The following is a 19,229-nucleotide window of genomic DNA, read 5'->3' as shown; positions in this document are numbered from 1 at the left end:
TCTGCGGGGCTTCGCTGTGCGCGAGGGGGGAGTTGAACCCCCACGCCCTTTCGGGCACTGGAACCTGAATCCAGCGCGTCTGCCTATTCCGCCACCCGCGCATGGGTGTCGTCTTCGTTGCCGACCGATCTTCCGAACCGCTCGGTACCATCGGTACTTCGCGCTTCCTTGGACCGGCCTCCCTTCCGGGCGGCCCTTCCGACGTGGAAAACATTAGCACGACCTGGGGGACTACTCCGAATCCGTTGTCCGGGGAGGCCTACGGCATCCGAACCGATGCCCGACGAACACCCGCACGACTGCCGGAAGGGTGCTCCGGCGGGGACGTCTGGCGTGCCGTACCCGAAATGCGTCACCCTGTGTGTCCGAGCCCACCCCCGGGCACCACACGGTCCGGGAACCGTACGGAAGGGCCCGGCGTGGATACGATCAGTACGGAAGTACCGCAAGTAGGAGGCGCGACCGGGTCCCGGGCGGGATCCGGCCGGCAGGCAGGCGAACGAACCCTGGAAGGGGGTGCCCCATGGGAGTGCTGAAGAAGTTCGAGCAGCGGCTCGAGGGTCTCGTCAACGGCACCTTCGCCAAGGTGTTCAAGTCCGAGGTCCAGCCCGTGGAGATCGCCGGCGCGCTGCAGCGCGAGTGCGACAACAACGCGAGCATCTGGAACCGCGACCGCACCGTCGTGCCGAACGACTTCATCGTCGAGCTGAGCCCGCACGACCACGAGCGGCTGAGCCCCTACTCCGGGCAGCTCGGCACCGAGCTGGCCGGCATGGTCCGCGAGTACGCGGAGGCCCAGCGGTACACCTTCATGGGCCCGCTCCAGGTGAACCTGGAGAAGGCCGACGACCTGGACACCGGGCTGTACCGGGTGCGCAGCCGCACCCTCGCCGCCGAGGAGCCCCCGCAGCAGCAGTACGCGCCGCCGCAGCCCGGGTACGACCGCCCGCCGGCCGCTCCGGCCCCCGGCGCACCGTGGCAGCAGCCCGGCGCCGGCCAGTACAACGCGCCCCCGCCGCCGGCCGCGCCCCCCGCGATGCCCCCGGGGCCGCCCGCAGGCGGCAACGTCCGGGCCTTCCCGGGCGCCGGCCACGGCGGCACCGCGGTGCGCCGCTGGATCGAGGTCAACGGCTCCCGGCACCAGATCACCGGCTCGGCCTGCGTGCTCGGCCGGTCGACCGAGGCGGACGTGCGGATCGACGACCCCGGGGTCTCCCGCAAGCACGCCGAGATCCGCCCCGGCACCCCTTCGATGGTGCTCGACCTGGGGTCCACCAACGGCATCGTGGTGGACGGACAGCACACCCAGCGCGCTACGCTCCGCGACGGCTCGCGAATCGTCGTGGGCTCCACCACCATCGTCTACCGGCAGGTCGAAGGGTAGTGTCCGAATTGTTCGCGCGCCTCGCTCACCGACTGGCGGGACGGTCATGTCAGAACTGACCCTCACGGTCATGCGGCTGGGCTTCCTGGCAGTGCTGTGGCTGTTCGTCATCGTCGCGATCCAGGTGATCCGCAGCGACCTGTTCGGCACCAAGGTGAACCCGCGGTCCTCCCGTCGCGGCGCGGGCGCCACGACCGGTGGCGGCGCCGCCACCGCGACCGCCGCGCGGGCCGCGGCGCCGACGCAGGCCGGCCCGGCGGCGGGCCAGACCCAGGGCGGCGGCGGGCGCCGCCGCGGAGGCCCGACCCAGCTCGTCGTGGTCCAGGGCTCGCTGGCCGGCACCACGGTGGCGCTGCAGGGCCAGACCATCACGCTCGGCCGCGCGCACGACTCCACCATCGTGCTGGACGACGACTACGCGTCCTCCCGGCATGCCAGGATCTATCCGGATCAGACTGGGCAGTGGACGGTCGAGGATCTAGGCTCCACCAACGGCACCTATCTGGACCGGCAGCGCCTGACCGCGCCCACTCCGCTCCAGCCGGGCATGCCGATCCGTATCGGCAGGACCGTCATCGAACTGCGGAAGTAGTAGCGCATGAGGGACAGCATCCCGTCCATGACCCAGAGGGGGGCAAAGGTCGCATGACCCTGGTGCTGCGCTTCGCCGCCGGCTCCCACAAGGGACTGATCCGGGAGGGGAACGAGGACTCCGGCTACGCCGGGCCGCGGCTGCTGGCCGTGGCCGACGGCATGGGCGGCGCCGCGGCCGGCGAGGTCGCTTCCTCCGAGGTGCTCGGCTCGATCGTCCGGCTGGACGAGGACGTGCCGGGCGCGGACCTGCTGACCCTGCTGGGCGACGCCGTCCAGGGCGCCAACGACCGGCTCCGGCAGATGGTCGAGGAGGACCCGCAGCTGGAGGGCATGGGCTGCACCCTGACCGCCATGCTGTGGACGGGCCAGCGGATGGGCCTGGTGCACGTCGGCGACTCCCGCGCCTACCTGCTGCGCGACGGCGCCCTGGTGCAGATCACCCAGGACCACACCTGGGTGCAGCGCCTGGTCGACGAGGGCCGGATCACGCCCGAGGAGGCCGAGACCCACCCGCAGCGCTCCCTGCTGATGCGCGCGCTGGACGGCCGCGGCCAGGTCGAGCCCGACCTGTCCATCCGCGAGGTCCGGGCCGGCGACCGCTACCTGATCTGCTCCGACGGCCTCTCCGGCCCGGTCAGCCACCAGACCCTCCAGGACACCCTCGGCAGCTACTACGCGCCCGAGCAGACCGTGCAGGAGCTGATCCAGCTCGCGCTGCGCGGCGGCGGTCCCGACAACATCACCTGCATCGTGGCGGACGTCATCGACGTCGGCGCCACGGACACCATGAGCGGCCAGTTCAACGACGTCCCGGTGGTGGTCGGCGCGGTCGCCGACGCCCCGCCGTCCTCGGCCGCCGCCGACCGCTCGATCGCGGACACCCCGGCCGGCCGCGCCGCCGGCCTCGGCCGCGGCCCGCAGGGCGCCTTCGGCCCGGCCGAGGGCTACGAGGAGGGCTACGGCGCGCAGGGCGGTTTCGGCCCCGCCGAGGGGTACGAGGGCGAGTACGGCTACGGCTCCGGCGAGCCCTCGGTGTACGGCACCGAGGACTTCGACGAGGGGCGGCCCAGGAAGCGCAAGCGCAAGGGCCTGACGATCTCGCTGGCCGCCCTGGTCGCGCTCGGACTGCTCGGCGGCGCCGGCTGGTTCGGCTACCAGTGGACCCAGGACCAGTACTACGTGGGCACCCAGGAGGACCACGTCGCGATCTACCAGGGCATCAACCAAAACCTGGCCGGTCTGAGCCTGTCCTCGGTGCACTCCTCGTACAGCAAGATCCAGCTGAAGTGGCTGCCCGAGGACCAGCAGGCCCACGTGAAGAAGACCATCTCGGTCGGCAGCATGAAGGACGCCCAGTCGACGGTCAACGAGCTCGACGGCTGGGTCCAGCTCTGCCAGCGGGCCGCACGGGCGAACACCCCGGCCACGCCGCCGGCCACCCAGGCGGTGTACCTGGCCACGACGCCCACCCCGACCGAGAAGAACCGCGGCCCGGCCGCGGCTCCGACCGCGTCACCCTCGACCACCCCGACGCCGACCACCCCGGTGGCACCCACCCCGGCACCGAACGCAACCCCTCCGGCCGGCGCCGCGCAGGGCGACCAGGCCCCGCTGAGTGAAGAGGAACTCAGCCGGGCCAACTCCTGCCCGAAGCAGTGACGTCCGTGATCCGACATAGGACCGCCCCGAGCGGTCTTGCCGGCCGTCAGGGAGCGGTCACCACGTGAGCAGCTACGACCTGAGCGAAGAGTCCACCCGGGCCGGCCGGCGCCGGGCGACGGCCGAACGCGCCGTCCCCCGCCGGCGCGGCAACACCACGATCTCCCCGCAGGAGACGCCCAACCGGCGCAACACCGAGCTGGCCATGCTGGTCTTCGCGGTGCTGCTGCCGGTCCTCGCGTACGCCAACGTCGGCCTCGCGATGGACGGCAAGCTGCCCGCCGGCATGCTCGGCTACGGGTTCGGCATGGGCGCCCTGGCGGTGGTCGCCCACCTGCTGGTGCGCCGCTTCGCGCCGTACGCGGACCCGCTGATGCTGCCGATCGCCACCCTGCTCAACGGGCTCGGGGTGGTGATGATCTGGCGGCTGGACAAGGCGGGCAAGCTGCTCAAGGGCAACTACCCGGCGGCCGAGAACCAGCTGATGTGGTCGGCCCTCGGGATCGCCGGCTTCATCGGGGTGATGGTGCTGCTGAAGGACCACCGGGTGCTCCAGCGCTACACCTACATCTCGATGGTGGTGGCCCTCGTCCTGCTCGCCGCGCCGGCCTTCTTCCCGGCCAGGGCGGAGGACTTCGGCGCGAAGATCTGGATCCGGATGGGCAGCTTCTCCATCCAGCCCGGCGAGTTCGCCAAGATCGTCCTGACCGTGTTCTTCGCCGGCTACCTGATGGTCAAGCGGGACGCCCTCGCGCTGGCCAGCCGCCGGTTCATGGGCCTGTACCTGCCGCGCGGCCGCGACCTCGGCCCGATCATCGTGATCTGGCTGCTCAGTCTGCTGATCCTGATCTTCGAGAACGACCTGGGCACGTCCTTCCTGTTCTTCGGCCTGTTCGTGGTGATGCTCTACGTCGCCACCGAGCGGACCAGCTGGATCCTGTTCGGCCTGCTGATGTCGGTCGGCGGCGCGGTCGCGGTCGCCTCGACCGCCAGCCACGTGAAGGTCCGCATCGACGCCTGGCTCGACCCGATGGCCGCCTTCGGCCCGAACCCGCCGAAGGGCTCCACCGAGCAGATCGGCCAGTCGCTGATGGCGCTCGGCTCCGGCGGGGTCACGGGCTCCGGCCTGGGCCAGGGCCGGTCCTGGCTGATCGCCTTCGCCGCCAAGAGCGACTTCATCCTGGGCTCGTTCGGCGAGGAGCTCGGGCTGACCGGCCTGATGGCGATCTTCCTGCTGTACGCGCTGCTGATCCAGCGCGGCCTGCGCACCGCGCTCGCCGCCCGCGACCCGTTCGGCAAGCTGTTCGCCGTCGGCCTCTCCTCGGCGATGGCGATCCAGGTGTTCGTCGTGGCCGGCGGTGTCACCGGGCTGATCCCGCTCACCGGTATGACCATGCCGTTCCTCGCCCAGGGCGGTTCGTCCGTGGTCGCCAACTGGGCGCTGGTCGCGATCCTGCTGAAGATCAGCGACAGCGCCCGCCGCCCCGGGGCCGAACCGGCCCCGGCCCCCGAGGGCCAGGGAGGACCCGCCCGATGAACAAGCCGATCCGCCGGGTCTCGATCTTCTGCCTCGTGCTGATCCTGGCCCTGATGGTGCGCACCAACTGGGTGCAGGGCGTCCAGGCCGAGGCCTGGGCCACCAACAAGAACAACAAGCGCCAGCTGTACGACCGGTACGCCCACCCGCGCGGCAACATCATCGTCAGCGGCCAGCCGGTCACGAAGTCGGACTTCGTCAACGGCCTGCGCTACAAGTACAAGCGCTCCTGGGTCGACGGCCCGATGTACGCCCCGGTGACCGGCTACTCCTCCCAGGCCTACGGCTCCAACCAGTTGGAGAACCTGGAGGACGGCATCCTCTCCGGCACCGACGACCGGCTGTTCTTCCGCAACACCCTGGACATGCTGACCGGCGAGCAGAAGCGCGGCGGCGACGTCGTCACCACCATCAACGCCAAGGTCCAGAAGGCGGCCTTCGACGCGATGGGCAACAAGAAGGGCGCGGTGGTCGCCGTCGACCCGAAGACCGGCGCGATCCTGGCGCTGGTCTCCACCCCGTCCTACGACCCCGGCACCTTCGCCGGTGGCGAGGCCGCCGACACCAAGGCCTGGACGGACCTCAACGCGGACCCCAACAAGCCGATGCTCAACCGGGCGCTGAAGGAGACCTATCCGCCCGGCTCGACCTTCAAGCTGGTCACCGCCACCGCCGCGTTCGAGAACGGCCGCTACCAGAGCATCGACGACGCGACGGAGACGCCCGAGCCGTACATCCTGCCCGGCACGAACACCCAGCTGAAGAACGAGAGCCCGAACGAGCGCTGCGAGAACGCCACCATCAAGTCCGGGATGGACCAGTCCTGCAACACGGTCTTCGCCAAGATGGGCGCCGACCTGGGCAAGGAGCGGATGCGGGCGCAGGCCGAGAAGTTCGGCTTCAACAGCACGATCGACACCCCGATCCGCTCCGAGAAGAGCGTCTTCCCGGACAGCCCGAGCCCGGACGGCACCGCCCAGGACTCGATCGGCCAGCACGACACCCGCGCCACCCCGCTGCAGATGGCCATGGTCTCCGCCGCTATCGCCAACAACGGCAGCCTGATGCAGCCGTACCTGGTCGACCAGGAGCGCTCGGCCTCGCTGACCACCGTCTCCAAGCACACCGAGAAGCAGTTCTCCCAGCCGATGAGCCCGGCCACCGCGCAGAAGATGCAGGACCTGATGGTCTCGGTGGTCGAGAACGGCACCGGCACCAACGCCAAGATCCCCGGCCTCCAGGTCGGCGGCAAGACCGGCACCGCGCAGCACGGCGAGGACAACGCCGGGCTGCCGTACGCCTGGTTCACCTCCTGGGCCAAGACCCCGGACGGCCAGTCGGTCGCGGTCGCGGTGGTGGTCGAGGACGGCTCCCAGAACCGCGACGGCATCAGCGGTGGCCGGCTCGCGGCCCCGATCGCCAAGGCGGTGATGCAGGCCGCACTCGGCAAGTAGGAGCGCGGATCAGGGGTGAGGGAAAAGTCACGATCGGCAGCCCCGTCCGGATACCGGTCTGATATCGGCCGACGGCTGACTCCGGTCCGATGCGGTACGACCGGTAGCGTATCCGCCAGCAGCGGGTGTGCCCGTTGCCGCCCGCGAGGCACCGCACGGCCCGGCCGGAGAACCGGTCGCGGACGGCGCGGCGTCACCCAGAGCGTGCGGGGACACCTACGTCACAACCTCACCGGCGGGTGAGGGAGAGGGTCGGATCTATGGAAGAGCCTCGTCGCCTCGGCGGCAGGTACGAGCTCGGCGGCGTCCTCGGACGCGGCGGCATGGCCGAGGTCTACCTCGCCCATGACACCCGGCTCGGCCGCTCCGTCGCAGTGAAGACGCTCCGGGCCGACATGGCCCGGGATCCGTCGTTCCAGGCCCGCTTCCGCCGCGAGGCACAGTCGGCGGCGTCCCTGAACCACCCCGCGATCGTCGCCGTGTACGACACCGGCGAGGACTACATCGACGGCATCTCCATCCCGTACATCGTGATGGAGTACGTCGAGGGGTCGACGCTGCGCGAGCTGCTGCACTCCGGCCGCCGGCTGCTGCCCGAGCGCGCGCTGGAGATGACCATCGGCATCCTCCAGGCCCTCGAGTACTCGCACCGGGCCGGCATCGTGCACCGCGACATCAAGCCGGCCAACGTGATGCTGACCCGGCAGGGCAACGTCAAGGTCATGGACTTCGGCATCGCCCGTGCGATGGGCGACGCCGGGATGACCATGACGCAGACCTCGGCCGTCATCGGCACCGCCCAGTACCTCTCCCCCGAGCAGGCCAAGGGCGAGCAGGTCGACGCCCGCTCCGACCTCTACTCCACCGGCTGCCTGCTCTACGAGCTGCTGACCGTCCGCCCGCCGTTCGTCGGCGACTCGCCGGTCGCGGTGGCCTACCAGCACGTCCGGGAGGAGCCGCAGCCGCCGTCCGTCTTCGACCCCGAGGTGCGCCCCGAGGTCGACGCGATCGTGCTGAAGGCGCTCGCCAAGGACCGCGACTACCGCTACCAGACCGCCGACGAGATGCGCGACGACATCGAGCGCTTCCTCGACGGCCTGCCGGTGGCCGCCGCCCAGCAGGCCGGGTACGGCATGGGCCCGGCCGGCTACGGCTACGACCAGAACGGCTACCCGCAGCCGCACGACCCGTACGGCCAGACCAACGTGCTGCCGCAGCAGCCCGGCGGCCCGACCACCGTCCTGCCGCAGGCCTCCGGGCAGCCCGGCTACGGGCAGCAGGGCGGCTACCAGGACGACGGCTACGGCCAGACCTACGCCGGCGCCCCGGGCGGCGCGGGCGACGGCTACGACGACGGCTACGGCCGCGGCGGCCGCCGGGGCGAGGAACCGCCGAAGAAGAGCAACACCTCCTGGATCGTGCTGGCGGTCGCCGCCGTACTGGTCCTGGTCGGCACCTTCTTCGTCGCCCAGGCGATGTTCTCCGACAAGGACAAGGAGGCCGCGAAGGTCACCGCCCCGAACCTGGTCGGCAAGACGCTGGCCGAGGCCAAGGCGGCCGCCGCCGGCGTCGGCCCCAAGCTGGTGGTGGCCGAGGGCGAGAAGGTCGCCTGCCCGGACGCCAACATCAAGAAGGACCAGGTCTGCACCCAGAACCCGCCGGGGGGCGGGCAGGTCGTCGAGACCGCCACCATCACGGTGCAGATCTCCTCGGGCCCGGCCAAGGCGCCGGTGCCCGCGGTGGTCGGCAAGCCCAAGGACCAGGCCACCAAGGCGCTCGCCGACGCGGGCTTCGCCAACGTCACCACCGAGTACAAGGACGACGACACCGCCGCGCAGGACACCGTCACCGCCCAGGACCCGGCGGCCAACGCCGCCGTCGACCCGAGCACCCCGATCAAGCTGACCGTGTCGCAGGGCAAGACCAAGGTGAACGTCCCGAACGTGGTCGGCTCCCAGAAGGAGGACGCCACGGCGACCCTCCAGGGCCTCGGCTTCCAGGTGGACGCCTCGAAGACCACGCCGGCCCCCGACCCCTCCAAGGTCAACACCGTCGCCGCGCAGTCGGTCCCGGCCAACAACAAGGCCCCGGCCAACACCAAGATCACGCTGACCATCTACAAGGCGCAGGACAAGCCGCAGGTCCCGCCGCTGGCGAACGTCAAGCTGAGCGACGCCGCGAACCAGTTGAAGGCGCTCGGTCTGACCTACACGGTGGTCAACGGCCAGCCGGACCCGAACGCGACGGTGCAGGCGAGCAACCCGCCGGCCGGCACCCCGGTCGACCCGAACACCCAGATCCAGCTGTACATCAAGGCGGCCGAGCCGCCCAAAGGGGGAGACCCCACCACCACACCCCCCAAAGGGGACCACTAAGCATCCGGTATTCCCCTGGTTCGGCTGAGCCGGGGGCCGGAGCCCGGGTGACTCCCCAGCACGTCCGAGGGCCCGCCGCAGTTCATCGCGGCGGGCCCTCGGGCGGTTCCCCTTCCCTGGCCCCAGGAGGCCCAGGAAGGGGCTCAGGAGTGCCGCAGCTCCGGCGGCGGGGTGCGCTTGGCGTCCATGTCGTCCACCCGCACCAGGCTCCCCCAGACGGCCATCCGGTAGCGCGAGGTGTACACCGGGGTGCAGGTGGTCAGGGTGATGTAGCGGCCGGGGCCGGCGTAGCCGGAGCGGGGCGGGACGGGCGCCACGATGCCGGTGTCGTACTTGGTCGTCTCCGGCAGGGTGTTGTCGATCTTGTAGACGTACCACTTGTCCCGGGTCTCGACCACGACCGCGTCGCCCTTGTGGACGGCGTCCAGGTCGTGGAACTTGGCGCCGTGGCCGTCCCGGTGGGCGGCCAGCGCGAAGTTGCCCTGCTCGTCCCACGGCATCGCGGCCTTGTACGGCTGCTCGTAGACGCCCGCCACGCCCTCGTCCAGGACCTCGGTGGAGGTGCCCATCCGGATCAGCACCTGGAAGTCCCTGCCCATCGCCGGGACGTGCAGGAAGCCGACGTCGTCCCCGACCGCGAACTGCCTCGGCGCGGCGCCGGGGGCACCCGGGGCGGCGGACCCACCGGGCGCGGCGGACCCACCGGGCGCGGCGGACCCACCGGGGGCAGGGATGGCACCGGGCCCGGCCGAGGGGCCGGCGGCCGGGCCGGCGGCCCAGTCGCTACGCAGCCGGTCGCCGGCCGCCGAGGCCGCGCGGTCCGCCTGCACGTTGGTCCACCACAGCGAGTAGGCCACGAACAGGCCCAGCACCAGGCCCAGGGTGATCAGCAGCTCGCCGAAGACCCCGAGCGCGGCCAGCGCCCGGCTCCGTCCCCGCCCGGCCCGCGGCTCGGGCGGGGGAAAGGCCTCCTGCGCCGGTTCGGCCGACAGCTCGGTCTCGTCCTGCATCTGCGGTGCTCCCCCTCCGGGCCGGACGGCCGGGCGGCTACCCGCCCGTGATGGCGGCCGGCTTGCCCTGGGCACGCGGCCGTTCGTCGATCATCTTGCCAAAGACGATGAGACGGAACTTGGAGGTGAACTCCGGGGTACAGGTCGTCAGCGTGATGTAGCGGCCGGGACCGGCGTACCCGGCGCCGTTCGGCACCGGCTTGATCACGCTCACGTTGTTGGGGGACGTCTCCGGGATGCCCCCGGTGACCTCGTAGGTGTAGTAGCCGGCGGAGGTCTCCACCACGATCTTGTCGCCCTTGCCGAGCTGGTTGATGTACCGGAACGGCTCGCCGTGGGTGTTGCGGTGGGCGGCCAGCGCGAAGTTGCCCGTCTTGTCGCCCGGCATGCCGGTGTTGGCGTAGTGCCCGACCAGGCCCTTGTCGAGCACCGCCGACTTGGAGGTGCCCTCGGCGATCGGGAACTTCAGCCCCAGCTTGGGCAGGTAGATGATGGCGAAGCCCTTGCCGGGCTCGAACACCTCGGGCTTGTTCGGGTCCGGGGCCGGCTGCCCCGGCTGGGTGGGCGCGGCGGGCGCCGCGTCGAACTGCTGCTCCAGCTGGTTTCGGGCCCCGTCGGCGGCCTCGTCGGCCTGCACGTTGGTCCACCAGAGCTGGTACGCGACGAAGAGCAGCATCACCAGGCCCAGCGTGATGCACAGCTCGCCGACGCCCCGGGCGGCCACCACCAGCACGGACTCCTTGGGGCGCGCCCGCCCGGCGGCGCGGCCGCCCGCCCGGCGCCGACCACTGCCGGAGCGCAGCGAGGTGCGGCCCCGGGCGGCGCGGCGGCGCTCGGCCCGGCCGCCGGTGGGGACCGGTTCGGCGGCCGGTGCGCCGAGGTCCGCGGGCAGCCGCAGCTGGAGGGTCTGGTCGGGCAGCCAGGGGTACTCGGGCCCGTCCACCAGGGGCTCCTGGGCCTGCTCGTACACGCCCCAGGCGTCCTCGGGCGCGGTCTGCACCGGGAACTGCTGCACGGTGCCGTACGGGTCCGCCTCCGGCTGGAAACGTCCCTCCGGACGCAGCGCGGTCACGCCGGTCAGCCCCGGCCGATCACCGGGGCGAGCCCGGCCGACCGGTCGACCGCCTGCGGGAAGCCGCACTCCGCGAGCCAGTTGGCGAGCATCCGGTGACCGCCCTCGGTGAGCACCGACTCGGGGTGGAACTGCACGCCCTCGACCGGCAGTTCACGGTGCCTCAGGCCCATGATCACACCGCTGTCGGTGCGCGCGGTGACCACCAGCTCGGCCGGCACGGTGTCCGGTTCGACCGCGAGCGAGTGGTAGCGGGTCGCGGTCAGCGGCGAGGGCAGGCCCTCGAACACCCCGCCGTCCTCGTGCTCGACCGGCGAGGTCTTGCCGTGCAGCAGCTCGGGCGCCCGGTCGACCACCGCGCCGTACGCCGCCGCGATCGACTGGAGGCCCAGGCAGACGCCGAACACCGGCAGCCCGATCCGCGCGCAGTGGTGGACCATCTCGATGCAGACCCCGGCCTCCTCGGGGGCACCGGGCCCGGGGGAGAGCAGCACGCCGTCGAAGCCCTCCTCGCCGGAGCGGCGGACGGCGTGCTCGACGGTCACCTCGTCGTTGCGCACCACCTCGCAGGTGGCACCGAGCTGGTACAGGTACTGGACCAGGTTGAAGACGAAGCTGTCGTAGTTGTCCACCACCAGGATGCGGGGCGGAGTGGTCGGCCGGGTCGTCATGCGCGCGTGGTCTCCGTGGGGTGCGGTGCTGGAAGGGGTGCCGGGCCCGCCGGCTCAGCCGGTCGCGGCGCCGTCGCCGCCGTCCACCGTGACGTCACCGAAGGGGAGCAGCGGTTCCGCCCACGGGAAGACGTAGGTGAAGAGGAGATAGACGATCCCCAGGACGAGGAGCAGCGAGACGACGGCTCGGACCAGGGTGTTTCCCGGAAGGTGACGCCAGATCCAGCCGTACATGGTGCTCCCTCGACGCAGCGGACTGGGTTAAAGAGTAGACCCGCGGTGCACGGCCGCGGGGCCGGTCCGCTACTGCTGTCCGCCCGCCGACCGCAGCTCGGTGGTGCCGGAGTAGCCGGGTAGGGTCAGCTCGCCGCTCTCCTGGACCTTCCAGCCCAGCCCGTACGCCTGGACGTACTGGAGGTAGTTGCGGATCGTCGGGTCGGCGTCGACGGCCGAACGCAGGGCGTCGGTCTTCCCGACCGCCTTGACCACGTACGGCGGGGAGTAGACCCGGCCCTGGAGCAGCAGCGTGTTGCCGACGCAGCGGACGGCGCTGGTGGAGATCAGCCGCTGGTCCATCACCTGGACGCCCTCGGCGCCGCCGCGCCACAGCGCGTTGACCACGGCCTGGATGTCCTGCTGGTGGATGACCAGGTCGTTGACGCCGGGCTCGGGCACCCCGGGGATGCGCGCGGTGGCGTTCGGCGGGGCGTCGTTGAGGGTGACGGTCAGGCCGCCGCCCTGGAGCGGCTCCAGGGCGGCGCCGGCGCGCAGGCCGTCCAGCTGCGCGGCGTCGGCCGGGTCGTGGCCCTGCTGCTCGGTGAGCTGCTGGGCGCGGGCCTGGAGGTCGGCGAGCTGGGACTGCGCCTGCTGGTTCTGCCCGCTGCGCTGGCGGATCACGTCGCCGAGGCTGAGCAGCGAGTTGTCGGTCCGCAGGTCGGTGCCGCGGGCGGTCTGCGCGCTGATGTAGAAGAGCAGGCCGGCGAGCGCGAAGACGGCGCAGGTCAGGGCACGGCCGACAATTCGGGTGCCGGAGCGGCGGGTACGGGCCGGTTCAGGGGGAATCGACAAATTAGTCACCGTACCCTTATCTCCTCAACACCCGCCGAGCCACTACGCTAACGGACGCCGGTGGCATGCGGCGGAGCGGTCCCCGGACCGTCCTCCGCAACAGACCCGGCCGATTCCCCCCGTTGCACCCCGCGCGGTCTCACAGCGCATCGACAGGAGAGCTCCTCGTGCCGAAGTCTCGACTCCGCAAGAAGTCCGACTACACCCCGCCGACCACGGCCGCGGTGAAGATCAGTTCGGGCCGCGGTTGGGTCGCGCCGCTGATGCTGGCACTGTTCCTGATCGGACTGGTGTGGATCGTCACCTACTACGTGACCAGCGGCACCTACCCGGTCGAGAGCTGGCGCAACTGGAACATCCTGGTCGGCTTCGGCTTCATCGCCGCCGGGTTCGGCGTCTCCACCCAGTGGAAGTGACGGCCCGACCGTCCTGAGGCTCGGTCCCGAGCCACTCCCCGCCGTTCCGGATCGTTCGTCCCGGGACGGCGGTCAGGCGTGCCCGCAGCCGGGCGGGAATCCGGTCGGTTGTTCCCACCATCGGACTGGCGTGCTTATCCACATGGTTATCCACACTGGGGAAAAGTCCCCCCGGCCTGTGGATAACTTTCCCGGACAGAGCCGTCCACAGCTGTGCACAACTCCCCGGGAACGGGAGAACCGCACAGCAGGACACGCGTAGAACAGCAGTCCACAGCCGGGTGGTCGCACAGCTTGTGCACAACCCCGCACCCGCTGTGGACAAACGCTCGAAGGGTCACGCCCCGTACAGGGCCATCCCGGCCAGCAGCATCCCCGCCTCGACCGCCAGCGCGCCCACCACCGTCAGGGCCTGGACCAGGCCGCGGCGCTCGCGCGGGGCGTACATCAGGCCGGCCGCGGTCAGCGAGCCGAGCAGCAGGCCGCCGATGTGCGCCCGCCAGTCGATGCCCGGGCGGGAGAAGGTGACGATCAGGTTGAAGACCAGGAACGCCATCGCCGGGCCGAGCGGGCCCTTGTCCCGCAACTGCATCACGATCGTGGCGCCGATCAGACCGAAGACCGCCCCGGAGGCGCCCAGCGAGCTCATCTCGTGGCCGGCCACCAGGAAGGCGAAGGTGCTGCCGCCCAGGCCGGCGACCAGGTAGACGGCCAGGAAGCGCAGCCGGCCGAGCGCCTGCTCCAGTGCCGGGCCGAGCCAGAACAGCACCAGCATGTTCATCCCGACGTGCCACCACTCCAGGTGCAGGAAGGTGGCGGTCAGCAGCCGGTACCACTGGTGCGGGCCGTCGGCGACACCGGCCGGGCCGCCGAGGGTGTCCGCCCCCGCGCTGATCAGCAACCAGATCTGGCCGAGCCGCGGGGTGAGCACGTAGGCCGCCAGCACCCAGACCACGACGTTGATCCCGATCAGCACCCGGGTGACCAGCCCGCCGTCGGCGGCCAGGGCCCCACCGAACCGGGTGGTCGCCCGCCGCGCCCCGGCGTGGCCGTTGCCGACGCACTCCGGGCACTGGAAGCCCACCGAGGCGGTCACCATGCAGTGCGGGCAGATCGGCCGCTCACAGCGGGAGCAGGAGACCCCGGTGGGGGTCTGCGGGTGCCGGTAGCAGCCGGGCAGTCCGGCCTCCGGGGACCGATCGGCCGTCGGCCGCGGCTCGTCCGGGAGCATCAGCGGGGTCCCCTTCCCGTACATGACCTCAAAGCCGCCAGCCTACTGCCGCACCCCCCGTCCCCGGATCGGACTCCCCAGTCCTCCCCCACCGGCCCGCCCCGCAAGGGCCCACGCACGGCCCACCCCGAACCCTGCCCGCACCTCGCCTCCCCACCGGCCCGCCCCGCAGGGACCCCACGCACGGCCCACCCGACACGCCCAACCCCACACCCGGCCCACACCCCACCTCACCACCGACCCGCCCCGCAGGGACCCCACGCACGGCCCACCCGACATGCCTTCGGACAAATCAGGATGCATGATCAGTATTCAGGTGGATATGTGCATATAGGACGGGACGCCACCCAGGAGGAGAGACTCGTGAGCTTTTCGGATTCGGCCCGAGAGACGGCCACCAGGACCCGGGACACCGCCGCACACTTCGCGGACGGCGCCAAGCAGCGCCTCGGCCCCGCCTTGGACGCCTTCGGTCCGAAGGCCGCCCTGGCCGCCCACAACCTCCGCGGCCAGTACGACAGGCACCTGGCCCCGCAGTTCCGCCACGCCTTCGCCAGCCTCCCGCCGGAGGCCCAGCAGAACGCCCTGAAGGCCCTGCACCGGGCCCAGGAGGCCGCCCTGGCGGCCCGGCTGTCCGCCGCCCGGGCCGCGGACCAGACCCGCGCCACCGTCGTCCCCAGGGTCACCCAGGCGGTCGAGGAGGCCCGCGCCACGGTCGTCCCGGTCGCCCAGGAGGCCCAGGCCCGCGGCGCCGCCGCACTGACCGCCCTCCACGGCCACGTCAGCTCGGCCGAGATCAGCAAGCTGGCCGCCCGGAACGCCAGGAAGGAGCGCTGCAACCGCCTGGCCGCCGGCCTCGCCGTGGCCGGCCTGCTGGCGATCGGCGGCGGCGTCGTCGCCTGGCAGTGGTGGCACCGGCACAGCAACCCGGAGTGGCTGGTCGAGCCCCCGGCCGCGCAGGAACCCCGGCCGGCCGGCGCACACGCCACCTCCGGCCCGGTGAACGGCTCCGGCCCGGAGGCCACCTCCGAACCGACGGACGGGGCCCCGGCCGCCGGGAGCGACGGCCCCTCCGCCGAGGACGACCCCGGGCCGCGCTGAGCGGACGGGAAGGACCGGAAAACGCCGATCGGCCGTCGACCAGGATCCTGGTCGACGGCCGATCGGCTATCGCTGTGAACTGTGGAGCATAGGAGACTCGAACTCCTGACATCTGCCTTGCAAAGGCAGCGCTCTACCAACTGAGCTAATGCCCCTCGACGGCACCGCGCGTGCCAACGGGCACTAGCGTACCGGGTTCCGGCGCGATTCCCAGCGCCCTCCCCCGGGAACCGTGCCGTTCCCTGGGGTCGGCCGGTCCGGTTCTTCGACCGGGCCGGCCGGCCCGGGAGGCGCTGAGGGGCGCCTCCGGAATTCGTCGATCGTCAGATCGCCGGTTGCTCAGCGACCGGCCGGGACCGGGTCGGTGGCCTCGGTCCACAGGTCCTGCTCGGCGCGGTCCGCCTGGACCTGACGGTAGACAAAGAAGCCGCCGAGGGCGACCAGGGCGACCAGGAGAAGCTTCTTCACCGCGGGACCTCGTCCTTCTTGCGTTGGTGGACTCAACAGCCGGATCCGGCCGGACTGACCGGGCCGACGAGTCCAGTTGTGTTTCGAGCGCGAACGGGGCGGCCGGGTGCCAGACTGCCCTTGCGGCCGATGATACACACCGGTGTCCCAATCGTGACCAGCCACCGGCACGGCCAACCCGGCGGTCCGGTCCCAGGATTGACGCCGCACCTCCTGTCGGGCGGTCCGACCGGCTCCGGAGCGGCCTGGCGCCCCAGGTCAGGTCCGTCCCGCCGCCGGGTCCGCGGGGCTCTCCGGCGCGACCGCCACCGCCACGGCCGTGCCGTTCGCCGGAGCCACCCCGGCCCGCGGCGGAAAACGCCGAAGGGCCCGGAGTGGATCACTCCGGGCCCTTCGGGGAGGTGGGCCTAACAGGACTTGAACCTGTGGCCTCTTCCTTATCAGGGAAGCGCTCTAACCGTCTGAGCTATAGGCCCTCGCCGAACAGAGATCGTACCGGATTCCGGCCGACCCGTCGCTCCGCCCGATCTCGACGAGATCGGGAAGATCGAAGGGCCCGGAGTGGATCACTCCGGGCCCTTCGCGGTGGTGGGCCTAACAGGACTTGAACCTGTGGCCTCTTCCTTATCAGGGAAGCGCTCTAACCGTCTGAGCTATAGGCCCTTGCCGCACTGAAAGATTAGCGGACCGACGGCCGATCTCCCAAATCCGGGTCGGCCGGGGCTGCGGCGGCACCCCCCGCGACCAGCTGCGGCACGCCGGAGGAGGGGCGCAGCAGCCACTCCTCGCGGGTCGGCGGCAGGCCCGCCGAGCCCTCCTCGGTGCTGCGGACGGCGAGCACCTGGTTGATCCCGATCCGGTTCTGCTCGAAGGCGAGCGCGGAGGCCGCCATGTAGAGCCGCCAGACCCGGGCCCGGCCGCGGCCGACCAGCCCGACCGCCTCCGTCCAGTGCGCCTCCAGGTTGGCCACCCATTCGCGCAGGGTCAGCGCGTAGTGCTCGCGCAGCGACTCGACGTCCCGGACCTCGAAGCCGGCCTCCTCCAGCCGGGCCACGGTGGAACCGACGGGGGAGAGCTCGCCGTCGGGGAAGACGTAGCGGTTGATGAAGGGGCTGGTGCGGTGCGGCTCACCGGGGTGATCGGGGCGGCGGGCGATCTGGTGGTTGAGCAGCCGGCCGCCGGGCACCAGCAGCCGGTACAGGCCCTCGGCGTAGACCCGGTACTGCTCGGAGCCGACGTGCTCGGCCATCCCGACGCTGGAGATCGCGTCGAAGGGCCCGTCGGCGATCTCCCGGTAGTCCTGGAGCCGGACCTCGACCCGGTCGGACAGCCCGGCCTCCTCGACCCGGGCGCGGGCCAGCGCGACCTGTTCCCGGGAGATGGAGACCCCGACCGCGGTGACCCCGTAGTGCTTCGCCGCGTGCAGCAGCAGCGAGCCCCAGCCGCAGCCGACGTCCAGCAGGCGCATCCCGGGGCGCAGGCCGAGCTTGCGGCAGATCAGGTCGAGCTTGGCCTCCTGGGCGGCCTCCAGGCTCTTCGCCTCGGGCGTCCAGTAGGCGCACGAGTAGACCATCGAGGAGCCCAGCACGATCCGGTAGAAGTCGTTGCCGACGTCGTAGTGGTGGCTGATGGCCGCGCGGTCCCGGCTACGGCTGTGCAGCCGCCCCTGGGCCTTGCGGACCTCCTCGCGGGGCGGCTCGGGCTCCGGACCGACCGCCCCGGCCCGCAGCGCGGCGACGAGCACCCGGCGGCCCCTGGCGCCGAGCACGTCGCGCGGCCCGAGGACCAGGGTGCGGATCTCCGGACGCTCGGCGAAGCGGGCGACGGCGGAGAGCGTCTCGTACAGGTCGGTGCCGGGGGCGACTTCGAGGTCCCCCGCGACGTAGGCGCGGGCCAGGCCCAGCTCGTCCGGCTGCCAGATCAACCGGCGCAGCGCCCGGCGGTTGCGCAGGACCACGGTGGGCGCGCCCGGCGGCCCCGCGACGCTGCCGTCCCACACCTGGACCCGCAGTGGTACCGGGACCCCCAACAGCCCTTCCAGGGCCTCGACCAGTTGACCTGCGAGCTTCGCCACCGCGCGCCTCCGTCCAGTCGTCCTTCGGAACCTCAGCTGACCCGGTCGTGCGGACCGGGGGGCGGCCTGCGGCACTCCCAGGCGCGGGACGGGTGGCAGCAGCTAATCCCACCGCGGCCGCCCGGTTTCCGGGCGGCGCGCCGCGGGCGGCCGGCTGTCACCCGAAATGCCGACGGGCCCCACCGGCAACAACAGCCGGTGGGGCCCGTACATTCCGTCCCCGGACGGGAAACTGAGCGAACGTCAGGTTCCGGCCAGGATCAGTCCTCTTCGGCCAGGGTGAGCTCGACGCCGCCGGTGAAGCCGGCCGCCGCGTTGTAGATGAAGGCGGAGAGCGTGGACAGGGCGGTCAGCAGGACGACGTCGACCACGGAGATCAGCGTGGTGAAGGTCATCACCTTGCCGAAGCCGACGTAGTCCATCAGGTTGAGACCGCCGTTGCTGTCCGAGCCGGTGACGTCCTTGAGGGTCTTGGTCAGCGAGTCGAAGACGCCGAGCGAGTCCAGCGTCATCCACAGCACGGCCGAGGCCACGATGAGGATGATGCCGACGGCCAGCGACAGCAGGAAGCTGACCTTCATCACGGACCACGGGTCGACCTTGGTCACCCGCAGCCGGGCCTTGCGGGTCCGGCCGAGACCGGGGCCGCCTGCCGCCGCGGCGGCGGGGGCGGGTGCGGGCCGACGCGCCGCCCCGCCGGCGGGGGCGCCGCCCACCGGGGTTCCGCCGGCCGGGGTGTTGCCCCCGGTCCGGGTCCCCCGGGGCGGGGTCGGCTGCCCCTTGGCGTACGTGGTCGGCTGCGAGAAGCCGCCCGAGCCGGGGGCCTGGCTGCTCGACGACGTGGGCGTCTGCCCGCCGTAGGTCGCACCGCTCTGGCCCGCTCCGCCGACCGGTGGCATCAGCGAGGTGGACGCGGCCGGGTGCTCGTTCGGCGGCTGCGGCACACCGTACGAACCCCCGCCCTGCGCGCCCGGACGGCCGCCGGAGGTTCCTCCCGCAGCACCCGTGGCTCCACTCACCTGGTCCTCCCGCACTTCCACCAGGACGGCGGCGCCGCCCTGCTTCGTCACTCGTCATCCAGCGCCCGGCGGGATTGCCCGGAACTGGTCGGCGTC

General features: G+C 71.8%; 17 protein-coding genes and 4 tRNA genes. 8 read left to right on the top strand and 13 right to left on the bottom strand.

Going from position 1 to position 19,229, the window contains the following annotated elements; translation table 11 throughout:
- Positions 1-17: 17 nt before the first annotated feature.
- Positions 18-101 (bottom strand) — tRNA-Leu (locus ACWDBB_RS02770).
- Between the two features lie 422 nt (positions 102-523).
- On the opposite strand from ACWDBB_RS02770, the gene ACWDBB_RS02765 reads away from it, so the two are divergent.
- From ACWDBB_RS02765 to pknB, 6 genes are all read left to right on the top strand, one after another.
- Positions 524-1,384: an FhaA domain-containing protein gene (locus ACWDBB_RS02765; protein ID WP_392868713.1), complete on the top strand. Its 861-nt coding sequence runs from the start codon at positions 524-526 to the stop codon at positions 1,382-1,384.
- Between the two features lie 46 nt (positions 1,385-1,430).
- Positions 1,431-1,976, top strand: a complete 546-nt coding sequence (locus ACWDBB_RS02760; RefSeq protein WP_449787904.1) for an FHA domain-containing protein FhaB/FipA — start codon at positions 1,431-1,433, stop codon at positions 1,974-1,976.
- 53 nt (positions 1,977-2,029) lie between these two features.
- Positions 2,030-3,637 carry a PP2C family protein-serine/threonine phosphatase gene (locus tag ACWDBB_RS02755; protein WP_449787903.1) on the top strand — a complete coding sequence of 536 codons (1,608 nt, stop codon included), beginning with the start codon at positions 2,030-2,032 and terminating at the stop codon, positions 3,635-3,637.
- A 160-nt stretch (positions 3,638-3,797) separates the two neighbouring features.
- Positions 3,798-5,174: an FtsW/RodA/SpoVE family cell cycle protein gene (locus ACWDBB_RS02750; RefSeq protein WP_449788099.1), complete on the top strand. Its 1,377-nt coding sequence runs from the start codon at positions 3,798-3,800 to the stop codon at positions 5,172-5,174.
- Positions 5,171-6,628, top strand: a complete 1,458-nt coding sequence (locus tag ACWDBB_RS02745) for a peptidoglycan D,D-transpeptidase FtsI family protein (RefSeq protein WP_449787902.1) — start codon at positions 5,171-5,173, stop codon at positions 6,626-6,628. The genes ACWDBB_RS02750 and ACWDBB_RS02745 overlap by 4 nt, the downstream gene beginning before the upstream one ends.
- A 260-nt stretch (positions 6,629-6,888) precedes the next feature.
- Positions 6,889-9,003 carry a Stk1 family PASTA domain-containing Ser/Thr kinase gene (pknB, locus tag ACWDBB_RS02740; RefSeq protein WP_449787901.1) on the top strand — a complete coding sequence of 705 codons (2,115 nt, stop codon included), beginning with the start codon at positions 6,889-6,891 and terminating at the stop codon, positions 9,001-9,003.
- Positions 9,004-9,146: 143 nt separating this feature from the next.
- Here pknB and ACWDBB_RS02735 read toward each other — a convergent pair whose 3' ends face one another.
- From ACWDBB_RS02735 to ACWDBB_RS02715, 5 genes are all read right to left on the bottom strand, one after another.
- Positions 9,147-10,013: a class E sortase gene (locus ACWDBB_RS02735; protein WP_449787900.1), complete on the bottom strand. Its 867-nt coding sequence runs from the start codon at positions 10,011-10,013 to the stop codon at positions 9,147-9,149.
- 37 nt (positions 10,014-10,050) lie between these two features.
- On the bottom strand, positions 10,051-11,085 hold the full coding sequence (locus tag ACWDBB_RS02730) for a class E sortase (protein WP_449787899.1): 1,035 nt from the start codon (positions 11,083-11,085) through the stop codon (positions 10,051-10,053).
- A gap of 5 nt (positions 11,086-11,090) precedes the next feature.
- Positions 11,091-11,756 (bottom strand): aminodeoxychorismate/anthranilate synthase component II, encoded by a 666-nt coding sequence (locus ACWDBB_RS02725; protein ID WP_449787898.1) that lies wholly within the window; start codon positions 11,754-11,756, stop codon positions 11,091-11,093.
- 54 nt (positions 11,757-11,810) lie between these two features.
- A complete protein-coding gene (locus tag ACWDBB_RS02720) occupies positions 11,811-11,990 on the bottom strand; it encodes a hypothetical protein (RefSeq protein WP_392925213.1) in 180 nt (59 codons plus the stop codon).
- 69 nt (positions 11,991-12,059) lie between these two features.
- Complete coding sequence (locus ACWDBB_RS02715; protein WP_449787897.1) at positions 12,060-12,824, bottom strand: DUF881 domain-containing protein; 765 nt, start codon at positions 12,822-12,824, stop codon at positions 12,060-12,062.
- 167 nt (positions 12,825-12,991) lie between these two features.
- Between ACWDBB_RS02715 and crgA the strand changes: the two genes are divergently transcribed.
- The gene (gene crgA, locus ACWDBB_RS02710; RefSeq protein WP_049656797.1) at positions 12,992-13,240 is read left to right on the top strand and encodes a cell division protein CrgA; all 249 of its coding nucleotides are present in this window, start codon (positions 12,992-12,994) and stop codon (positions 13,238-13,240) included.
- A 337-nt stretch (positions 13,241-13,577) separates the two neighbouring features.
- Here the strand turns inward: crgA and ACWDBB_RS02705 are convergent, their stop codons facing one another.
- Positions 13,578-14,495 (bottom strand): rhomboid family intramembrane serine protease, encoded by a 918-nt coding sequence (locus ACWDBB_RS02705; RefSeq protein WP_449787896.1) that lies wholly within the window; start codon positions 14,493-14,495, stop codon positions 13,578-13,580.
- Between the two features lie 339 nt (positions 14,496-14,834).
- On the opposite strand from ACWDBB_RS02705, the gene ACWDBB_RS02700 reads away from it, so the two are divergent.
- A complete protein-coding gene (locus ACWDBB_RS02700) occupies positions 14,835-15,572 on the top strand; it encodes a DUF5324 family protein (protein WP_449787895.1) in 738 nt (245 codons plus the stop codon).
- 82 nt (positions 15,573-15,654) lie between these two features.
- Here the strand turns inward: ACWDBB_RS02700 and ACWDBB_RS02695 are convergent.
- The 6 genes from ACWDBB_RS02695 to ACWDBB_RS02670 form a co-directional block, all read right to left on the bottom strand.
- Positions 15,655-15,727 (bottom strand) — tRNA-Ala (locus ACWDBB_RS02695).
- A 184-nt stretch (positions 15,728-15,911) separates the two neighbouring features.
- Positions 15,912-16,040 carry a DLW-39 family protein gene (locus ACWDBB_RS02690; RefSeq protein ID WP_014137031.1) on the bottom strand — a complete coding sequence of 43 codons (129 nt, stop codon included), beginning with the start codon at positions 16,038-16,040 and terminating at the stop codon, positions 15,912-15,914.
- A gap of 402 nt (positions 16,041-16,442) precedes the next feature.
- Positions 16,443-16,516 (bottom strand) — tRNA-Ile (locus tag ACWDBB_RS02685).
- Positions 16,517-16,626: 110 nt separating this feature from the next.
- Positions 16,627-16,703: transfer RNA gene (locus ACWDBB_RS02680), tRNA-Ile, on the bottom strand.
- Positions 16,704-16,719: 16 nt separating this feature from the next.
- On the bottom strand, positions 16,720-18,114 hold the full coding sequence (locus ACWDBB_RS02675) for a class I SAM-dependent methyltransferase (protein ID WP_449787894.1): 1,395 nt from the start codon (positions 18,112-18,114) through the stop codon (positions 16,720-16,722).
- A 260-nt stretch (positions 18,115-18,374) separates the two neighbouring features.
- Positions 18,375-19,184 carry a DUF3566 domain-containing protein gene (locus tag ACWDBB_RS02670; RefSeq protein ID WP_449787893.1) on the bottom strand — a complete coding sequence of 270 codons (810 nt, stop codon included), beginning with the start codon at positions 19,182-19,184 and terminating at the stop codon, positions 18,375-18,377.
- Between the last annotated feature and the right edge of the window lie 45 nt (positions 19,185-19,229).

It is taken from the genome of Kitasatospora sp. NPDC001095, from assembly GCF_053598615.1.
This window is presented reverse-complemented; position numbering and strand designations above follow the sequence as displayed.